The following is a 318-nucleotide window of genomic DNA, read 5'->3' as shown; positions in this document are numbered from 1 at the left end:
CGACGGCCGAGGCGGAGCCCGAGGAGCCGGCGGAGGCCGCCGAGGCCGTACACGTCCCCCAGCCCCAGCCCGAGCCCCCAGCCCACGCCGAGCACGTCGCGGTCGCCTCAGCGACGGCCCAGCCCTACGAGCCGGCGGACCCCGCCGAGGCCGATACGGTCGCAGAGCCCGACCCCGAGCCCGCAGAGGAGGCCGAGGCCGTTGCGGACGCCGACGCGAAGGCCGAGCCCGAGGAGCCGGCGGAGGCCGCCGAGCCCGAAGCGGTCGCCGAGACCGCTCCCACGGCGGACGCCGAGGCGGACACCGAGCCCGAGGCGG

The 318-nt window shown here is 79.6% G+C and carries 1 pseudogene; it reads left to right on the top strand.

Annotated features, from left to right (window positions below):
• A pseudogene (locus PUR26_RS16970) lies at positions 1-318 on the top strand (VWA domain-containing protein); the annotation flags it as partial.

Origin of the sequence: Streptomyces sp. SP18CS02 (genome assembly GCF_036322365.1) — a bacterium.
Lineage (GTDB): Bacteria > Actinomycetota > Actinomycetes > Streptomycetales > Streptomycetaceae > Streptomyces.
This window is presented reverse-complemented; position numbering and strand designations above follow the sequence as displayed.